Source organism: Pseudoalteromonas espejiana DSM 9414 (assembly GCF_002221525.1).
Taxonomy (GTDB): Bacteria; Pseudomonadota; Gammaproteobacteria; order Enterobacterales; family Alteromonadaceae; genus Pseudoalteromonas; species Pseudoalteromonas espejiana.
Genome location: NZ_CP011028.1, coordinates 752,655 through 770,561, shown reverse-complemented (window position 1 = coordinate 770,561; position 17,907 = coordinate 752,655). Strand labels below are relative to the sequence as shown.

Annotated in this window: 23 protein-coding genes, 1 tRNA gene and 1 other RNA gene; 5 read left to right on the top strand and 20 right to left on the bottom strand. The window is 40.5% G+C overall.

What is annotated here, in order from left to right:
* The first annotated feature begins 231 nt into the window (after positions 1-231).
* Complete coding sequence (locus PESP_RS03535; RefSeq protein WP_089346790.1) at positions 232-555, top strand: hypothetical protein; 324 nt, start codon at positions 232-234, stop codon at positions 553-555.
* Here PESP_RS03535 and PESP_RS03530 read toward each other — a convergent pair.
* Positions 515-1,741, bottom strand: a complete 1,227-nt coding sequence (locus PESP_RS03530) for a cyclic di-GMP phosphodiesterase (RefSeq protein ID WP_089346789.1) — start codon at positions 1,739-1,741, stop codon at positions 515-517. The two genes, PESP_RS03535 and PESP_RS03530, sit on opposite strands and share 41 nt — an antisense overlap.
* 163 nt (positions 1,742-1,904) lie before the next feature.
* A tRNA-Arg gene (locus PESP_RS03525) sits at positions 1,905-1,979 on the bottom strand.
* Positions 1,980-2,227: 248 nt separating this feature from the next.
* Here PESP_RS03525 and PESP_RS03520 point away from each other — a divergent pair.
* Entirely contained in the window at positions 2,228-2,410 is a 183-nt protein-coding gene (locus PESP_RS03520) for a hypothetical protein (protein ID WP_055015266.1), read from the top strand.
* Here PESP_RS03520 and PESP_RS03515 read toward each other — a convergent pair.
* Genes PESP_RS03515 through PESP_RS03505 form a run of 3 tightly spaced genes read right to left on the bottom strand, consistent with a single transcriptional unit; the run spans position 2,407 to position 4,127 of the window.
* The gene (locus PESP_RS03515) at positions 2,407-3,213 is read right to left on the bottom strand and encodes a phosphotransferase (RefSeq protein ID WP_089346788.1); all 807 of its coding nucleotides are present in this window, start codon (positions 3,211-3,213) and stop codon (positions 2,407-2,409) included. The genes PESP_RS03520 and PESP_RS03515 overlap by 4 nt on opposite strands.
* Before the next feature lie 3 nt (positions 3,214-3,216).
* On the bottom strand, positions 3,217-3,834 hold the full coding sequence (pnuC, locus tag PESP_RS03510) for a nicotinamide riboside transporter PnuC (protein WP_089346787.1): 618 nt from the start codon (positions 3,832-3,834) through the stop codon (positions 3,217-3,219).
* 41 nt (positions 3,835-3,875) lie between these two features.
* Entirely contained in the window at positions 3,876-4,127 is a 252-nt protein-coding gene (locus PESP_RS03505) for a hypothetical protein (protein WP_004588464.1), read from the bottom strand.
* A 99-nt stretch (positions 4,128-4,226) separates the two neighbouring features.
* Here PESP_RS03505 and PESP_RS03500 point away from each other — a divergent pair, with 99 nt between their 5' ends.
* Positions 4,227-4,466, top strand: a complete 240-nt coding sequence (locus PESP_RS03500; protein ID WP_004588463.1) for a DUF2960 domain-containing protein — start codon at positions 4,227-4,229, stop codon at positions 4,464-4,466.
* A 14-nt stretch (positions 4,467-4,480) separates the two neighbouring features.
* On the opposite strand, the gene alr is transcribed toward PESP_RS03500, so the two are convergent.
* The 9 genes from alr to rpsF all read right to left on the bottom strand — a co-directional run bounded on the left by alr (position 4,481) and on the right by rpsF (position 10,634).
* On the bottom strand, positions 4,481-5,560 hold the full coding sequence (alr, locus tag PESP_RS03495; RefSeq protein WP_089346786.1) for an alanine racemase: 1,080 nt from the start codon (positions 5,558-5,560) through the stop codon (positions 4,481-4,483).
* Positions 5,560-6,939 (bottom strand): replicative DNA helicase, encoded by a 1,380-nt coding sequence (dnaB, locus tag PESP_RS03490; protein ID WP_089346785.1) that lies wholly within the window; start codon positions 6,937-6,939, stop codon positions 5,560-5,562. Before dnaB ends, alr begins: the two co-directional genes overlap by 1 nt.
* Positions 6,940-7,051: 112 nt before the next feature.
* On the bottom strand, positions 7,052-7,990 hold the full coding sequence (locus tag PESP_RS03485; protein WP_089346784.1) for a DUF4097 family beta strand repeat-containing protein: 939 nt from the start codon (positions 7,988-7,990) through the stop codon (positions 7,052-7,054).
* Between the two features lie 9 nt (positions 7,991-7,999).
* Positions 8,000-8,476 carry a hypothetical protein gene (locus PESP_RS03480; protein ID WP_089346783.1) on the bottom strand — a complete coding sequence of 159 codons (477 nt, stop codon included), beginning with the start codon at positions 8,474-8,476 and terminating at the stop codon, positions 8,000-8,002.
* The gene (locus PESP_RS03475; protein WP_089346782.1) at positions 8,469-9,017 is read right to left on the bottom strand and encodes an RNA polymerase sigma factor; all 549 of its coding nucleotides are present in this window, start codon (positions 9,015-9,017) and stop codon (positions 8,469-8,471) included. The genes PESP_RS03480 and PESP_RS03475 overlap by 8 nt, the downstream gene beginning before the upstream one ends.
* 186 nt (positions 9,018-9,203) lie before the next feature.
* Positions 9,204-9,656 (bottom strand): 50S ribosomal protein L9, encoded by a 453-nt coding sequence (gene rplI, locus PESP_RS03470; protein WP_089346781.1) that lies wholly within the window; start codon positions 9,654-9,656, stop codon positions 9,204-9,206.
* 35 nt (positions 9,657-9,691) lie between these two features.
* Positions 9,692-9,919 carry a 30S ribosomal protein S18 gene (gene rpsR / locus PESP_RS03465; protein WP_002962753.1) on the bottom strand — a complete coding sequence of 76 codons (228 nt, stop codon included), beginning with the start codon at positions 9,917-9,919 and terminating at the stop codon, positions 9,692-9,694.
* Positions 9,920-9,931: 12 nt separating this feature from the next.
* Positions 9,932-10,249 (bottom strand): primosomal replication protein N, encoded by a 318-nt coding sequence (gene priB / locus PESP_RS03460; protein WP_004588456.1) that lies wholly within the window; start codon positions 10,247-10,249, stop codon positions 9,932-9,934.
* 43 nt (positions 10,250-10,292) lie between these two features.
* Entirely contained in the window at positions 10,293-10,634 is a 342-nt protein-coding gene (gene rpsF, locus PESP_RS03455; protein ID WP_004588455.1) for a 30S ribosomal protein S6, read from the bottom strand.
* Positions 10,635-10,978: 344 nt separating this feature from the next.
* Here rpsF and PESP_RS03450 point away from each other — a divergent pair, with 344 nt between their 5' ends.
* Positions 10,979-12,178 (top strand): alpha/beta hydrolase-fold protein, encoded by a 1,200-nt coding sequence (locus PESP_RS03450; protein ID WP_089346780.1) that lies wholly within the window; start codon positions 10,979-10,981, stop codon positions 12,176-12,178.
* A 110-nt stretch (positions 12,179-12,288) separates the two neighbouring features.
* Here the strand turns inward: PESP_RS03450 and PESP_RS03445 are convergent, their stop codons facing one another.
* The 6 genes from PESP_RS03445 to PESP_RS03420 all read right to left on the bottom strand — a co-directional run bounded on the left by PESP_RS03445 (position 12,289) and on the right by PESP_RS03420 (position 17,452).
* Positions 12,289-12,606: a hypothetical protein gene (locus PESP_RS03445; RefSeq protein WP_089346779.1), complete on the bottom strand. Its 318-nt coding sequence runs from the start codon at positions 12,604-12,606 to the stop codon at positions 12,289-12,291.
* Between the two features lie 133 nt (positions 12,607-12,739).
* On the bottom strand, positions 12,740-13,081 hold the full coding sequence (locus tag PESP_RS03440) for a hypothetical protein (RefSeq protein WP_089346778.1): 342 nt from the start codon (positions 13,079-13,081) through the stop codon (positions 12,740-12,742).
* 102 nt (positions 13,082-13,183) lie between these two features.
* A complete protein-coding gene (locus PESP_RS03435) occupies positions 13,184-14,350 on the bottom strand; it encodes an FAD-dependent oxidoreductase (RefSeq protein ID WP_089346777.1) in 1,167 nt (388 codons plus the stop codon).
* Complete coding sequence (gene ubiH, locus PESP_RS03430; RefSeq protein ID WP_089349093.1) at positions 14,347-15,534, bottom strand: 2-octaprenyl-6-methoxyphenyl hydroxylase; 1,188 nt, start codon at positions 15,532-15,534, stop codon at positions 14,347-14,349. Before ubiH ends, PESP_RS03435 begins: the two co-directional genes overlap by 4 nt.
* Before the next feature lie 14 nt (positions 15,535-15,548).
* Positions 15,549-16,871 carry a Xaa-Pro aminopeptidase gene (gene pepP / locus PESP_RS03425; protein ID WP_089346776.1) on the bottom strand — a complete coding sequence of 441 codons (1,323 nt, stop codon included), beginning with the start codon at positions 16,869-16,871 and terminating at the stop codon, positions 15,549-15,551.
* 26 nt (positions 16,872-16,897) lie between these two features.
* Complete coding sequence (locus PESP_RS03420) at positions 16,898-17,452, bottom strand: UPF0149 family protein (protein ID WP_089346775.1); 555 nt, start codon at positions 17,450-17,452, stop codon at positions 16,898-16,900.
* A gap of 193 nt (positions 17,453-17,645) precedes the next feature.
* Between PESP_RS03420 and ssrS the strand changes: the two genes are divergently transcribed.
* Positions 17,646-17,829, top strand: a non-coding RNA gene (gene ssrS, locus PESP_RS03415) — 6S RNA.
* Positions 17,830-17,907: the final 78 nt, after the last annotated feature.

Sequence of the window (17,907 nt, the reverse complement as noted above, 5' to 3'; positions counted from 1 at the left end):
GATTTTAAACTTGGCTACACTACCTTAAATTTTTATAAAAAACTGTAACAAAGCGTCAAAAAACAGCAAAAAACACGTTTTTTAACGACAATTTAACAACTATTTAAAACTCATCGGAGGAGAAATGTGTTATTAGAGTTTATACTCTAATTGTAATTAATTATCATTTAGATTGACTTGCAATACCTCGCATTTTAAACTCATTACAAAATCACAAAGGAAGCTAAAAGTGTGATCATTTTACTTATTATGGCTGGGCTTATTTTTTGTGGTGCAAGTGTGTATTGTTTTTATAAAGCAAACTATTGTGCCTGTACGCAAGCTGGGCAATGCGACAACCCCGTAAATCATTATTGGCTGGGCGCTATGGTTAATGCGCTGGTGTCTTTAACTTTTTGTTGTTTTGCACTGCATGTAGAGCTTGGCACTTTGCTATGGCTTACATTAATGGCAAGCTGCTTTTTAGGGGCGTATATTTCTGCTAGGCATGCAAAAGTTAAACGATGTAAAAATGCTAGTTCAACAAATGCTCTTTTAACAAACGAGCCAAATTAATTTGGTAATCTATTGGCTTAATACTCGATGCAATTTTTATACTTTGATCTGGCTCGCTTAAATCGAGATCTTTAGGGGTTACGTGGTGACCATGCTTTGCATTATAAAATAGTTTAACCTTTGGCTTTATTGGATTTAGCTTATTACCTTCAAGTACCAAGGCTAAACGCTCATTGGTTAATTTGACTATAGTACCTACCGGATGCACACCTAAGCATTTTATAAAATGCTGAACAAGCTCTGCATCAAATTGCTCTTTATGCGCCAGCAAGTAACGTAAAGCGTTTATTGGCTCATCTCCTTCTTGATGCGGTCTATCGGCTGTTAGCGCATCATAAACATCGACAATGGCCATTATACGAGCGGGACGGCTGAGTTTTTCTGCTTTTATTCCTCGAGGGTAGCCTGAGCCGTCTAAGCGTTCGTGGTGGTTTACTATCATATCGAGTATTAACGGCGTAATTCCTTTTTCGCCTTTAACTAACCCTAAGCCTTGTGCAACATGCCTTTTTACAACATCCATTTCGTTATTAGTTAGCTTACTAGGCCTTGAAATAATGCCCTGTGGTAACTTGGCCTGCCCTAAGTCGTGTAACAATGCGCCCATTGCTAGTTGTTGCACGGCTTCTTCTTTATAGCCTAGGTATTTTGCAAAAACCGCGGTAAAAATAGCGCAATTAATCATGTGTCGCCAATTATAACTGTGCTTGTCTTTTATACGAGTAAGTATAGTCATGGCGTTGGTATTTCGAAATACCGAACTAACTATATCATTAGCCATTTCATCAATAAGGTTTAAGTTAACCGAAAGCCCAGTAGTAACATCGCCATATAACGCTTGTAGCTTACGGTTATGTTGCTCAAAACTAATGCTGGCTTTAGCAAACTCTTGCTCAAGAGTGATTATCGGTTTTGGCTTTGCTTGTTTAACTTTGCTACTTGAGGTTGTTGCTTTAGGTTGTGCGGCTGGTTTTGGCTTGTACTTATCAGGTATGGCGGCATCGCCTTTGGTAAAGTCGATAAGTAATTCTAAAACACCTTCAGTGACTAATCGCTTTATAATCGACTGACTTCGCACCAAACCACTGGTTTTTATTTTTATACTATTAAGCCCTTCATGCTGCTTAGTAACACTATCAACAAACATACCTGGGGTAAGTTCTGAAATGGGCAATGTGATCAGCATGTTAGACAAAATTTCTAGAATAAAAATATGCCTACTTAAATAGCATTAATTAACCATAAAAGTCTAGCTTTTGAGCCGACTCTAGTACTATATAACCATAAAGGATGAAACGTTTGAGTGGTTAAGGTAACAAATGAAGGGGGGTTAAAAAAATATAAGCAAATGGCGCTCTTGCTAGGAATCGAACCTAGACCTTAGCCTCCGGAGGGCCACGTGATATCCATTTCACCACAAGAGCACATTTGTTGCCAAAACACTAACTCGCGATATCAATGCTTTAGCACTGGCAATAATAAAGAGATCTTTAAATAAATACCAGCTTCATTGCGCTATATGCCTATAAATCAAACTGTTTTTAATAAAACACTTCACAACGAGCCAAAAACAAGCTATTTATTGGTATTCGTTAAAAAATAGTAACCGTTTAGCAACATTTATTAACTATGCTTAGTGTGTATGCTTACGGATTATAAAGAGGAAGTAATTATGAGTTTAATGTCGACTGAGCAAGTTGCTGAGTTTTTAGGTGTGAAAACAGAGCGTGTAAAGCGTCTTGCTCGTGAGAGTTTGCTTATCGCAAAGTCAGAAGATGAAAACGGTGAACCCCAATTTGATGCCGACGAGGTTGCAAAATATAAAGAGCTTGCAGCTCGCTTTGGTGGTCTTTAGTATTTTATACAATTAACCAATTGTTTTAGCTGCGCGCGCAACGTATTAGCCTTACTTTTTACAGCGCGCTGCTCATACCACCCTATACACAACATCAAAAACACCACCTTAAAATAACACAGCTTTTCAACGCTGCAGTAAAAGCTACTTTGCGCTTTACGCTGCGCTTTATATTCATCAAGCAGTGTGTGCTCCTCTTTTGCATTAAGCTCAAGGCTGATAGCCAGCGCAGCTAAATCAAAGTACACATCGTTAGTTTGCGCGTATTCAAAGTCGATTAAATACATACCCTGCGCATTGACTATTATATTGTCTTTTACTAAATCGTTATGACAAAAACCGCTATCAACCGGCATGGTGCTTAGTGTGCTAAGCGCATGCTCAATAAGTGTGTTGTATTGCTGATAAATATCACTGTTGCTGTAATACATCACTTCTTTTGCAATATCCATAGGTGGCGTAGTAATACCGCAACTATGCACACGTGCCAGTTTATTGATTAAATCGAGGGAATAAGTGTTTGTGGCTATGTCGCCATCAATATATGTAAATGCAGCGTGCCTGTGCGCCTCATCAAGCCAAATAGGCTTAGGGCAAACATTATACTGGCTAAGCATAGTTTGCGCCTGCAAGCCAATATGAGGCCAATGTGCTTTATAGCATTTAAATAAGTAGTTTTGCTTTGCGGTTTTGATTAAGTAATTGTCATTACTTAATCCGTTAAACAGTTTTATAGTGTGTAGCACCTGCTTAGGTGCTACAAATTCACTGCATAGCGCTGCAATAGTTGGGTTACGACTCATGCGCTACAGTTGGGCCAGCGGTTTAGCCTGGCTTTGCTCGTATTCTTCGTACCAGGTTTTAAAGCCCCACGCGGCCATAATGGTGTAAAAAATAAAGAGCGCAAGCGTTGGGTAGTAGCCTTTTTCGTAATATAAGTACATAGAGGCCGCATCAATCACTATCCAGTATAACCAGTTTTCGAGCACCTTTTTAGCAACTAAATAAGTCGTTACAACTGCAAAGCAGGTAGTAAAGCTATCAAGGTAAGCAAAATCAGCGTGCGTATAATTTTGCATTACGTAACCAATAATAACTGCCGCCACTGTGGTTGCACTTATAAGTATGCCGTGGCGATTCATGGACCACGACGTAATACTTATATTATCGGTTTTGCCTTTACGCCACACCATCCAGCCAAATACAGCCATATACATATAATAAAAGTTAAGCAAAGACTCCATAAGTAATGCGCCATTCCAGTACATTATGGTGTAAATAAGCGTACTTAAAAATGCGGCAGGCCAGCACCATAAGCTTTCTTTTATTGCTAGTAATAAATAAGCAATAGACAACACTACCGCAATATATTCCCAGTGCGACATTGCTGTAAAACCACTTAAGGTTTGCGTTAAAAAGTCCATATGATGCGGTTACCGTTTTTAATACAAATTAAAAGGAGCAGTTACTCTGGCGATAAATCGCCAGATAAAAACTTACAAACAAAAATAGCCTTACCAAACTCTTCGTACGAGCGTTTAATTTCGGTATTAAGCACTTGCATAACTAAATCGTAATCGCCAAAAATTTGTGTAGACAGCGTATTAGTGATTACTTTTAAATTGTCGTATTCGTTTAAGCGATCAATAAAGCCTTTAATAAATGGGATGTAATCTTGATGAAGTGGGTATTTACTGATCTCTACTGATAATTTCATTTTAAACTCTACTTTTAATTATTTGATTTCAACAAATCGTTCAATGCCAGTTCAATACAGTGTAAAATTACACTCACACTCAATTTAGCTGAGCTTAATATGGCACGCAGAATAACCTATACATTTAAAAACCAACCGCGCGAAATTAACTTCGCAAAAGACAAATACCACGATATGTATCAAGCTATTGCGGCTGCCGAAGGTATCGATTTAACAAACTACTTAAACATGGTACGCCAAATAGAAATGACCTCTAAAGGGTCATCGGCGGTGCGTAATTTTCGCGACCAAGAATTTGCCCGTATGGGCTTTAGTGATATTTACTTTATTAAAGAATAAATATGACTGCTTAATTATCGCTGGTACTCGTAACTTACGCGCGGTGTAATATTACACAGCAATTCGTAAGGGATAGTATCGGCGCACTCGGCAATTTCTTCTACGGGTAACTCAGGCCCCCACATAATTACCTCATCGCCGACTTTTACGTTATTGCCATTACTGCCAATATCAATACTGATCATATCCATAGATACGCTACCAACAATGCCATAACGCTGCCCTGCAATCATAACAGGCGTGCCTTCTTTTGCATGGCGTGGGTATCCATCACCATAGCCCATTGCTACAACAGCAAGCTTAGTTGGCTCATCACTTTGCCAGCGCCCACCATAGCCTACTCGCTCATGTGCGGCTACATCACGTACGGCAATCACTTTTGTCGTTAAACGCATTACCGGTTTTAATTGGTGCTGCTCGCCCGTGCAATTTTCCATAGGCGATACCCCATAAAGCATAAGCCCCGGGCGTACCCAATCACCATGCCCTGTAGGCCATGCAATAATACCTGCCGAATTTGATAAACAATGCGCTTGGTTTATACCGCTGACTAACGTATCAAACATGCTAATTTGCTGCGATGTTTTTGTGTTATTTGTATCATCAGCACACGAAAAGTGGGTCATTAAGTTAATGGTACTTTTAGCATTAGGGGTTGCTTTTAAGCGGCTATAAAACGCGTCAAACTGCTCAGGTGCAATACCTAGGCGATGCATACCAGTGTTTATTTTTAGCCAACAGGTTATTGGCGCATCAAGCTTGGCGCTTTCTATGGCGCTAAGCTGGTTTTCATCATGCACAATAGTTTGAAAATTATTCGCAAGCAAAATTGGCAAATCGGCTTTATTAAAAAACCCCTCTAGTAGCACTATTGGCTTGGTTAGCCCCCCAGCTCGAAGCGCTAAGGCTTCGTCAATCCGGGCAACAGCAAACGCATCAGCGCCATTTAAATGCTGCGCTATTTTTACAAGTCCGTGGCCATAAGCGTTGGCTTTTAATACCGCCATAATTTTACTATTTGGCGCAAAACGCTTCACTTGCGCTAAGTTATGCGCAAGTGCTGTTAAGTTTATTTCAGCTGTGGCTAGTCGCATTAATATTCGTCATCTACTGCTGGCCCCGCATAATTATCAAAGCGAGAAAATTGACCTTGGAATGTTAAGCGTACTTTACCAATTGGACCGTTACGCTGTTTACCTATGATGATTTCGGCGATGCCTTTTTCAGTGCTGTCTTCGTTGTACACTTCATCACGGTATATAAACATGATTAAATCGGCATCTTGCTCTATTGAACCTGATTCACGTAAATCTGAGTTAATTGGACGTTTATCAGCACGTTGCTCAAGCGTACGGTTTAGCTGCGAAAGCGCAACAACCGGACATTTAAGCTCTTTTGCAAGTGACTTAAGAGAGCGCGAAATTTCTGCAATTTCAAGTGTTCGGTTATCCGATAAGCTAGGTACACGCATTAATTGTAAGTAATCGACCATGATCATACTAATACCACCATGATCTCGCGCTATACGCCTTGCACGTGAGCGTACATCGGTCGGTGTAAGTCCCGATGCGTCATCAACATACATTTTGCCTTTTTCCATCAACAAGCCCATGGTTGATGAAAGTCGCGCCCAATCGTCGTCATCTAACTGGCCTGTACGTACCTTGGTTTGGTTTATACGACCAAGTGATGCGAGCATCCTCATCATAATTTGTTCAGAGGGCATCTCTAAAGAGTAAATAAGCACTGGCTTGTCTTGAGTCATAGCCGCGTGCTCTGCAAGGTTCATCGCAAAGGTGGTTTTACCCATCGACGGACGTGCTGCAACAATAATTAAATCAGAAGGTTGTAAGCCTGTGGTCATTTTATCAAGGTCAGCATAACCGGTGCTTACACCAGTAACACCATCTTGTGGTGATTGATAAAGCTCTTCTATTTTATCAACGGTTTTTTCGAGTATGTTGTGTATGCTTTGCGGACCTTCAGTGCTTTTTGAGCGCTGCTCTGCAATTTTAAATACTTTACTCTCAGCAAAATCTAATAAGTCGTGGCTGGTGCGCCCTTCGGTATTAAAGCCTGCTTCGGCTATTTCGTTTGCAACACCAATCATTTCACGTACAACGGCACGTTCGCGTACTATATTTGCGTATGCATCAATATTGGCAGCACTTGGGGTGTTTTTAGCTATTTCAGCTAAGTAAGCAAAACCACCAATACCAGCAAGTTGATTATTTTTTTCTAGGCTTTCAGAAATGGTAATTAAATCTATCGGATCGCCAATTTCAGCAAGCGCCGTCATCGCCTCAAAAATTAACTTGTGCGTACGGGTATAAAAGTCCTGCGATACAACAAGCTCAGCTACGCGGTCATAAGCTTGGTTATCAAGCATTAAGCCGCCTAAAACAGATTGTTCAGCTTCTATTGAATGGGGAGGAACTTTAAGGGTATCGACTTGCTTATCTGGTTTGGCCATAACTTCACAGTACTAAAATTGAATGGCTCTATTCTATCGACTTGGCGGGGCTGTGCAAATAGCAAAGCAGGAAATCTTTTCCTGCTTTTTGTAATCATACACGCTAAATACACTATTTAGTACGAACCTCTATGCGCCCGCTTATGGTATCCATTTCAACGTTTGCATTGCCGCCATTTGCGCTAAACTCTAAATCGCTTGAAGGGCCGTATTTAGCTTTGCTTACTTTATCGCGGGTTACTTTATTAATAATTTTACCATTAGCATGGGCTTTAATTTCAAATTTAGCCGATACACTTTGCGGGAAGTAAAAATCAGCATCGCCACTTACCGACTCAAAACGCACATCGCCACCTTTTAACAGCTCTTTAATGTGTACTTCTGCTTCGCCATTTACGGTATTTATACGTAAATTTTTAATGCTCGATAATGTAAAATCGATATCGCCGTTGACGTTTTCTAATCGTATATCACTTGCTGTTGAGTTTGATTTAATATCACCATTTACAGCACTAAAACGTAGTTCTCCAGTTGATTGCCTATCGTTGATTTCACCGTTTACGGTTTCAAATTGAATATTACCGTTTAAGTTTTCTGCGTTTACATCACCATTTACCGTGGTGAGCTTAATATTGCCAGTAATATCATCAACGGTAATTTCACCGTTAACTACATCTACTTCAGCACCGTTATTAAGGGTTTTAGCCACCACCGACACATTAACACCTGCAAACTCTAAACTACTGCTTTTTGGCATAAATACAGTTAAGTTAGAGCCATCGCCATTGCTTCCCCAACCCAAGTGGCGTGGCATTTTTACTATAAACTCGGTTTTATCGCCCGTGGTTTTTAGCTCAAACCCTTGTGCCTTATCATCAAGCTCGCCAGATACTTTAAACTCATTTTTATCCCAGCCGGTTATGTTTACATCGCCGCGCTGGTTTTCAATAAAAATAGTACCACCGCTTGGCACCTCTATTTGCTTATCTATTTTGTCACCCGCTATAACGCTTAGTGGTAATAGACTTAATCCGAGTAAAATTGCTTTCATGTTATTCCCCTATATTTGCTGCCAACGCGGTGCATGCACCTTGTTAATTAAATCGAGTTGTTGCTGGTAAACTTGCGCCAGCATGGTGAGTAACGCTTGGTTTTGAGGCTCGTTTTCAAGCGCTTGTTTAATTGCCCGCTCTGCTTCTTCAAGTTCTTGTAGCTGTGCCTGCCAGTTATTGGTAAGTGCATCTTGGTTTTTATACTGCACTAATAAACTTTGCTTTTGCGCTTTAAAATAATCGCTCATAACCATGACTTGGTTTGGCTCGTTATTGTTTATAAACATATTTACAGCAAGCAAGGCGGCCACACTGCAAGCAGCAATAGCGGTTAATTTTGGCCACAAAGGGGCTTTATTAGCACTCGGTTTTGCCGTTACTATGGCATGCTCTATACCCGCCCAAAGCGGTTTATTAGGTGCTATGTCTTTATTTAAGTTATTTAAAGACTCGTTTAAGTAGTCATCAAAATTTTGTTTACTCATACTCGTACCACTCTTGTAACAACTGCCTTGCACGATGATATTGCGATTTGCTCGACCCTACAGCCATACCTAGTTGCTTGGCTATTTCTTCGTGGCGGTAGCCTTCAATGGCGTATAAAACAAACACCATACGGGCGCGCTCTGGTAAGCGAATAATTAATTTATCTAACCCATTTAAGCCTTTACAGCTTTGTGCGCTTTGCTCATCCATGCCGCTTTGTTCAAAACTTATTACTTTATTAAGCCAGCTTTTATGTTTGCGTACATAACTAATCGCCACGTTACTTGCCACACTGTATAACCAAGTAGAAAACTGAGAACGCCCGTCAAACTGCGCTATTTTATACCATACCTGCACAAACACCTCTTGGGCTGCATCTTGTGCATGTGCTTCATCGGCTAATAAGCGCAAGCATAAACCGTAAACACGCTTTATATGCAACTCATATAACGTTTTGTATGCGCTTTGGTCGCCCGACTTAACTTGCTCAATTAAGGCAGCTTCGCACATGGGCGCGTTTTCGGGTTTAACGTGTAACATCCGTGATGTCGCCTTTTAATTATTTTTATGCTTTTAGTTTATTGATAAGTAAGACGCAAAGACAGGCAAGAAAGGTTTAAATAAATAATAAAAATATTTATTGGGGAAAAATTAGAAAGAGTTTAGAGGAATTTTAGACACAAAAAAGCCGCGCTAAAAGCACGGCTTTTTGGGCTTAATTAAAAATTAAGCTTCAGCAATAACGATTACTTTAATAGTAGCTGTTACGTCTGAGTGTACTGCGATTGCAACGTCAAATTCGCCAGTCTCACGGATAGTACCTAGAGGTAAACGAACTTCTGATTTAGCAACTTCAACACCAACAGCTGAGATAGCGTCAGCGATGTCACGAGTACCGATTGAACCGAATAGCTTACCTTCGTCACCAGCTTTAGATACTAAAGTAACTTCTGCTAATGCTTCTAGTTTGTCAGCGCGTGCTTGTGCTGCAGTTAACTGTTCAGCGATTTTCGCTTCTAAGTCTGCGCGACGAGCATCAAACGTTTCAATGTTTGCTTTAGTTGCAGGAACTGCCTTACCTTGCGGGAAAAGGAAGTTACGTGCGAAGCCAGATTTAACAACAACCTGGTCACCTAGGCCACCTAGGTTAGCGATCTTATCTAGTAGAATAACTTGCATGTTTCTACACCTTTTAAAAACTGTTAATCCGCTGCTTACTTATGTAAGTCAGTGTATGGAAGAAGGGCTAAGTAGCGAGCACGCTTAATAGCAGTTGCTAGCTGGCGCTGGTATTTAGCGCTAGTACCTGTAATACGGCTAGGTACGATTTTGCCACTTTCTGTAACATAGTTTCTAAGAGTAGCTAGATCTTTGTAATCGATTTGTTGTACGCCTTCCGCTTTAAAGCGGCAGAACTTACGACGTCTGAAATAACGTGCCATGAGATTAATTCCTCAAATAATTCTTTCTATATGCTGAGCATGCAAAACCAATTGGCTAAGGCCGTTACGACCTTCGTGGCGATTTAAAAAACCACTCACTTGCAATGCCTGCCCAACGTGCAAATGTTGAGTCTGTTGTTGCATTTGCTTACCACTGGCAACAACCTGAAGCCTAACGTAACTATTACGGTTAAGGTCTGCTTCGGTTTGCATCGATTTATGTTCAACAACAAAAATACAATGCGGTATGCCTGCAGGGCTTTGGCTAAACTTGGGTGTTTTACAAACAACCCCCGATATAACCAGCTGATTCATATATGGGCTAACCATTACACTAACTGCTGATTACGTGCCATGCTAGGACTCAAAACAATTAAGCAGCTGGTGCTTCTTTCTTCTCTTCTCTTGCAAGAGGAGACGCTTCAGTTACTGCATTTTTAGTACGCATAACTAAGTTACGAAGCACTGCATCGTTGTAGCGGAAAGTAGTTTCTAGCTCGCTGATTACTTCAGTAGGTGCTTCAACGTTCATAAGAACATAATGAGCTTTATGAAGCTTGTTAATTGGGTAAGCCAGTTGACGACGGCCCCAGTCTTCAAGACGGTGGATAGTACCACCAGCTTCAGTGATAGAACCAGTATAACGTTCGATCATACCAGATACTTGCTCACTCTGATCAGGGTGAACCATGAATACGATTTCGTAATGACGCATGGATATTCCTTACGGTTAATAGAGCCTTCTACCGTTTCGGCCGGTCGGTTTAAGGCAAGGAATTAATAGTATAAAAGCCGAAATGAGCGCGCATTTTACGCTTAGATGGATAATTAAGCAAGCAGGTTTTTTAAGCTTTGATAGATAAGTTTATAAAGCTAAATATTACCTGTTTACTCATCGCGCCAGCGAGCTGAACACCTATAAGTAAATGCTGAGCTTACTCGTGTGAAAAGGGCAGCTGTTAATTACTTAAGCTCTACATTTGCCTCTTAAATATAAACATTTACTCAAATCTAAAGGCGTGCAATTATTAAGCAATACATTATTAAATAAGGATATTTGTGAAGCTCTTACTATCGCTCGTATTAGCACTTACTTTTAGTACACCTTTTTTAAGCTATGCAAGCACCGCTACAACCGACATAACCGTTGGTAAAAAAGTTATTCTACAATCAAAAATACTTAACGAAGACAGGCCAATCAGAATTTTTATACCTGACACTGTAAAAGATGATCAGCCGCTTTATGTTATTTATTTACTTGATGGTGTTGAGCACTTTCATATGGCATCTGGCGTTATAAAATCCCTTATTGACTACGAGCAAATACCTAATGCCATGCTTGTTGGTATTGATACAACCAACCGCGTGCGTGATTACTTACCAAAAGTAGAAGGGGAGCCTAAAACTGAGTTTCAAACTTTTGTAAAGAATAAATGGCCCGATGCTGGGCAAACCGATAGTTTTTTAAAGTTTGTGTCTGACGAACTCATGCCCTACATAAATAGCAATTACTCAACTAACGGCTACAACACCTTAATTGGTCACTCTAATGCTGGTACATTGGCGCTTTATACTTTAGTTAATCAGCCTGAATTATTTAACAACTACATAGCTATAAGCCCTAATAGTTGGTGGAGTGATGAAGAGTTAAAAAGTAACATTATTAAATACACTAAAAACCCTAAAGGCGAACAAACCTTATTTATTAGTGTAGCAAGTGAAGGCGCGCGTTTTTATACAGGCGCATTAAATACGTTAGTAAATTTAGAACAGCAAATGCCTACACAGCTAAAATGGGAGTATAAGCATTACCCTACTTTTTCTCATATGGGCACTATATTACCAGCACTTAGCGATAGCCTAATCACCTTATTTAGTGACCTAATATTTAAAGTGACTGACGAGCACGGAAAATTTGCTGATGTATCGCTTATTATCGGTTACTACCAAGCACTGAGTGATAAGTTCGGTTTTGAGCTTAAAATTCCACAAGATGTGTACGTAGAATTTGCCCATAGCCAGCAAAAATTTGGTAACACTAAAAAAGCGATAGCTACGCTTAAACAATTTACTCGCGATTACCCTAATGCGGCTTACTCACACATGCGATTATCGCAAGGCTACACAGCTGACAAACAATTTAAAAAAGCCGTTACTAGTATGAAACATGCACTAAAACTTGCTAAACAAAACTCGCGAGACCCAATGTTAATTGATGCGCTCAAAGATATGGTGAATGAAGCACAAAAAAAGATATAAAATGAAGAGTCTATAGCTTATTTGAGTAAGTTTAGAATTGCTTTCTGTATTAATAGGTTAGAAGTAAGAAGTTGTAGTCTCAAGTGAAAATCTATTAGATTTTCACTCTGTTATTCGACTATTTTTTTAAATATAGGATGAGCTTTGATTGAAGGATTATTGGCTAAAGCTTCTAATACAGAGTCTTCGATATTAAACAAAAATAAATTGACTAAAGTATCACTGATCATTTCATTACTTTTATACAACTGAATATACTCTAAAATAATTATTACTTTATTTATTGGGCTCGGTCTATCTTCCTTATCCAAGCATTTAGTATACATATTAATTAAATGAAATTTTAAAGCATCGTCAAGAAAATTTTCTTTATTAAACGGCTCAAGTGGCAATACATTTGCAACATTTATTCTGCCAAAGTTAGTCATAAGATCAAGATGTGTGTACTTAGGCGGATCAATTAACAGCTTAAACTTTTCATTTAAAATTGAGTTCTCATCATTATTTTCAAATACCTGCTATCCCTTATAATCACCATCATGCCATTCTTTCACAATTAAATTAAATACTTTTGAGTATTTGCTTCGACGTTACTCTTTTATTTAGAAGCTTATTAGTTGCATCAATCATAGCAGTAAAGATTTTTACTGCCTTATCTAACTCCAAAACTTCATTTGTAGCTTCAAGCTCTTTTTTGCTCGTCTGCCATGTAAACCAAATAAGAACAACACCGGCTAATGTAAGGATTGGTGTGATTAGACCATTAATAATTGCAGCTGTATTTAACCAAGCATCAACACTATCCTTTCTTGAAGGGAAAGCTCCATGAAAGAGATATAGTATAAACACGATTAATAAAGTAAGTATCACCACCACTATATAAGGAACTTTATCTTTCTTCATCAAATTCGATCCTTAAAATTCTTTATAAATAGCTAAGTAAGCTATCAACCCTACGAACTATTGTGTTAAAAACTTGGAATACATTGCTATGCAAATAAATCATTACTTACCAATCGCTTCTTTGGCGAACAGGTGTTTTATTGGACCTAGGTTATCAACGAGTGACAGCCCAACTCCTCGAATAAGTTTTTTAACCGGATTTGCCCCTTCAAATAACTCTTTGAGCCCTTGCATCATGGCTATGTGCTTTTGCGCGTCGAGCTTGCGGGTGCGCTCGTAATCGCGAAGTGTACGGGTACTCGCAAACTCTTTAGTTTCGTTGCTTAACAGCTCAATTAAATAAGCGGCGTCTTTTAGGCCTAAGTTCATACCTAGTCCTGCAAGTGGGTGAATGGTATGAGCTGCATCGCCCATTAACACTACTTTACCGTTAACCCATTGCTGGGCGTAACGCATTTTTAGTGGAAATGCTACGCGTTTACTTTGCACTTCACACAGCCCGCATTGGCCATCTATGGCAGCCATTACGGCTTTATTGAAGCTGCTGTCGTCCATTGCTAACAACTCATCACAATGGTTAGGGCTGGTAGACCATACAATAGAATGGGTGTTGGCATCACTTAGTGGTAAAAATGCCAGTGGCCCTGTGGGTAAAAACACTTGGCGCGCGGTGTTTGCGTGTGGCTCTTTGGTTTTAACCGTAGCAACTAGCGCGTGGTGGTCGTAATCTTTAAAGCTAAGCGCCATATTAAATTGTTTACGAATAGCCGAATTTGCGCCATCGGCCGCTACCAGCAGCTTAGCAATAATAGGCTCGCCGCTTTTAAGGGTTATAAATACGTCGGACTCACTTTGGTGTATTTGTTGATACTGCGTATCAAACATGAGTGTGGCACTTGGCTGTTGTTCTAGCTCTTTTATAAGTGCAAAACGAATAATATCGTTCTCTACTATATGGCCTAAGTGATCAAGCTCAAGTTGCTCGTTAGTAAAGGCTATTTTACCAAAGCTGTCGGCGTCGCGTACGTCCATATGCGTATAGGCACACGCTCGCTCTGCCATTATGTGTGGCCACACGTTTAGTTGCTCAAACAAGGTTTGGCTTGCTATGCTCAGCGCACTTACGCGCAAGGCGTATTCATCAGTTGGGGGCGCTTGTTTTGGCCCGGCATCTAACACCACAACACTTAAATTGGCTTTTGCCAGCCCTAAAGCGAGGGTTAAGCCTACGCAGCCACCACCCACTATACAAACCTGTGCTTGCTTCATAAACGTGTACCTTGTTTAACTTGCCCCATTAGCTGCTTTGCCAAGGGTGCTTTTAATGCGGGAAATAAATCCATTGAGAAAAGCCCAATGCTGCGCCCAAGTGCTAATACCCGTGACGAGTTTGAAAAAAGCCTAACCAGTGCATCGGTTAATGTCATTACGGTGTTTATATCGCTACTGCGTTTTTGTGAATACTCACGAGTAAACGCATAGCTGCCTAACTCGTTTTTACTTGTTGCTATTAAATCACTAAGTACTTGTACATCACGCAGGCCTAAATTAAAGCCCTGCCCTGCAATAGGGTGAATAGCATGTGCGGCGTTACCAATTACTACTGTACGATGCGCCGTTAATGATTCTGCTTGCCCATAAACCAGTGGGTAGCTTGTGCGTGTGCCCACTTTTGTAAATTGCCCTGCTCGGTAACCAAATGCACTTTGTAGCGCATTTAAAAAGTCGCTTTCGTTTAAGGCAGTATACTGCTCAACTTGCTGCTTTGTCATACACCACACTAATGAGTAACGGTTATTGCTCATTGGTAAAAGCGCCATAGGCCCATGCTCGGTAAAGCGTTCATACGCATGGTTGTTATGCCCGCCTGCTACTTCAACATTGGCTATAATAGCGCCTTGCTCATAGGGCTGAGTGTTAAAGTGTAAACCAAGTAATTTTCGGGTTGGAGATTGTGCACCATCGGCAATAACAAGTAGCTTAGTGTTTAATTGCTCGCCGCTTTGTAGAGTAAGCTCGTTACTGTTTAGGCTTTGCTTAATAGTGCTTACACTATCGGGGCAATAAAGTGAGATGCTCGCGTGTGTTAAGCGCTGATAAAGCGCTCGGCCAAATGGGTTTACCTCAACGACGTAACCTAATGAGGGCTTAGCAAACTCGTCGCAATTAATATGTGCTTTACCAAAGTGACCGCGATCCGACACGCTGACTTTTTTTATAGCCGCGGTATAGGGTGCACTTTTTTCAAACAAATTTAAGCGCTGTAAATACTCTACCGACTGCTGAGCTAGGGCTATGCTTCTGTCATCAAAGCTCGGGTGGTAATCGCCCGTTACTTGGTTTGCTTCTACTACCGCAATAGTCAGTGAAGGATTTGTTTTTGCAATGCTTAGCGCACAGCTTGCACCGGCAAGCCCGCCACCAATAATTACAACATCAAACTGCTTAGCCACTTTACTCTCCAAGCTTATGCGTTTTTAGCGCTTTGCATTAGTGCTTCAATATCATTTATGGTTTTAGGCACGCTTAGGGTTAGGTTTTCGTACCCTGATTCGGTGATCAGTAGGTTATCTTCAATACGAATACCAATGCCTTTATATTGCTGCGGTGCGTTTGAATCTTCACTTATATAAAGCCCAGGCTCTATGGTTAAAACCATACCTGGCTCAAATGCGCGTTCAACATTATTTTGTTTGTAGTCACCTACATCGTGAACATCTAAACCAAGCCAATGCCCAAGCCCGTGCATGTAATATTCTTTGCATGCCCCTGTTGCCATTAGCTCGTCAAAGTCGCCGGTTAAAATACCGAGTTCGATTAAACCTTGAGTCATTACTTCCATTGCACGTTTATTAGCGTGCGACATAAGCCCGCCGGGTTTAACCTCTTCAAAAGCCACCTCTTGTGCTTTAAGTACAATGTTATAAAGCACGGCTTGCGGCTCACTAAATTGTCCATTTACAGGGAAGGTCCGTGTAATATCAGCAGCGTAACCTTGTAGCTCACAACCTGAGTCAATTAATACTAGGTCGCCTGCTTTTAACACATCGCTATTTTGTGTGTAGTGCAAAATATTAGCGTTATCGCCACTGCCAACAATAGTACCGTAAGCTGGGTGCGGGGCACCGTTCATTGCATAATGATGATGCAGCTCAGCCTCTAGCTGAAACTCAGTAGCACCCGGGTGCGAATAACGCATTGCCCGCATGTGTCCGCGAGCACTTATTTCGCAGCCTTCACGCATAATGTTTACTTCGCTTGGCGATTTAAACAAACGCATTTCATGAATCAGGCCGCGTATTTCTTTTATAGTACTTGGTGCTTTTAGGCCTTTTCGCGAACCACTTCTAAGCGTACTTAACAAAGTAAATACTTTGGTATCAAAGCGAGGGTATGCGCCTTGTGCATAAAATAAAATCTGCTGACCGTTAACCAAATCTAATAATTGTTCAGTTAGCTCACTTAATGCGTAAGTTTCGTCGAAGAAGTACTCATTTTTAGCTTTTTCGAAGCCAATTCTGCGGCCATGCCAAATCTCAGCTTGTTTGTCTTTATCAAGGCAAAATAGCGTACTAGGTGTGTCGCTGTTGTTACACAGCACTAAAACGGCATCGGGTTCGTTAAAGCCTGTTAAGTAAAAAAAGTCACTGTCTTGTCTAAAAGCATATTCGGTATCGCGGCTGCGAGTTACTTCGCTAGCAGCAGGAATAATAGCAATACTGTTAGCATCCATTTGCGCAAGTAAGCGCTCGCGACGTGCTTTAAATTCTGACTTTTGTATTTCAACCATGCTTTAACAACCCGTTATATTTTTAATTAATGTAGTGTTTTTTTAGGTGCTTTTTCTTTACCTAGCTCGGCAAAGCAAAGCAGTGCCGATACACGTACATATTCAATTACTTCATGAAGGGCTTGGCTATCTTCTTCGGTTTCGTCAAACATCGTATCTAGGCGAGTTATTTCGCTAAAATCGCTGATTACTTCTTTTACATCAGCCGATAACTTACCGTAGTCTTTTTGCTTTAAGCCAAAGCCAAGCATAAACCCAGCTACCCATGATACGAGGCCGTTTGCTTGATCGATGAGTGTTTCGTCATCGCTTGGTAAAAATAAATCAAACGCAAAAGCTTCATCGTTAAAGCTCTCTACCACTTGCTTGTAAATAGTGCCAAAAAATTGCTTTAGGTCTTTGCTAAACGCTAAGCCGTCGTTAAATACATCGCTTAATAGGCCAAGGTATTCTTTGTCATCAATACTTAAGCCGCAGGCCAGTAGTCCACTAATTACACCGTGTGCTTCTGCTGGTGATACAAAAATTTCGTTTTTTTCTAAAAGCAGCTGGGCTTTTTGGTAATCTGGTAAGTCGCTCATGTTTATGTCTTCGCTTTGCTAGTTAAGGCAATGCTACCACTCGATAAAAAGCAACTCCAATTAATTGTATGATCCTGCTCAAAAAGTATCACGATAAGTAAATAGCGAGTTACCAGCGGGCAAAAACTGCTCGAACGATTCAATTTTTTGCGTTTGGGGTTTAAGGAATTGATTATGTCTTATATACTGAACTTGTTCCCTGGGGTGCCGGAGTTTGGTTAAGTCCCTGAGCCGATAAATTTTATACCAGGATTTCTGTTCGTCTACTATTGTGCAAGCTCGGCATGTACCGAGAAGCCTACGGTAGACCGCAGCTTTCCGCCCTGAAACCTTCTGGTTTCAGGACTGACGCCGGACACCGCACGCTTGGGGAACACCTTTCTTATTTTTCTGTTTTGCATTTTTTGCTACCTCCCTGTTTTAAATACCCTTTATTACCTTATAAATTTTTAGCA